The following is a 353-nucleotide window of genomic DNA, read 5'->3' as shown; positions in this document are numbered from 1 at the left end:
TTAGCGCCGCTGCAGATGAGAGCCTTCCCCAGGAAGATCCTCACCCCAGCATGCCGCCTTAGCTCAGTTGGCCAGAGCAACGCACTCGTAATGCGTAGGTCTCGGGTTCGAATCCCGAAGGCGGCTCGGCGAAGCCCAGGTCACGTTGTGTGTGACCTGGGCTTTTTGTTGTTCTTGGGCCGGGGTGAGGCCGCGGTGTGGGTGCACCCGAATCAACCCTGTAGAATTAGCGCCGCTGCAGATGAGAGCCTTCCCCAGGAAGATCCTCACCCCAGCATGCCGCCTTAGCTCAGTTGGCCAGAGCAACGCACTCGTAATGCGTAGGTCTCGGGTTCGAATCCCGAAGGCGGCTC

The 353-nt window shown here is 60.6% G+C and carries 2 tRNA genes; both read left to right on the top strand.

What is annotated here, in order from left to right:
* Positions 1–52: 52 nt before the first annotated feature.
* A tRNA-Thr gene (locus tag EF918_RS36555) sits at positions 53–126 on the top strand.
* Positions 127–278: 152 nt separating this feature from the next.
* A tRNA-Thr gene (locus EF918_RS36550) sits at positions 279–352 on the top strand.
* The last annotated feature ends 1 nt before the right edge of the window (position 353 follow it).

This window comes from Streptomyces sp. WAC06614 (assembly GCF_003949795.1).
In the GTDB taxonomy this organism is placed as follows: domain Bacteria; phylum Actinomycetota; class Actinomycetes; order Streptomycetales; family Streptomycetaceae; genus Streptomyces.
The sequence above is the reverse complement of the archived record's forward strand: the minus strand, read 5'-3'. Positions and strand labels throughout refer to the sequence as shown.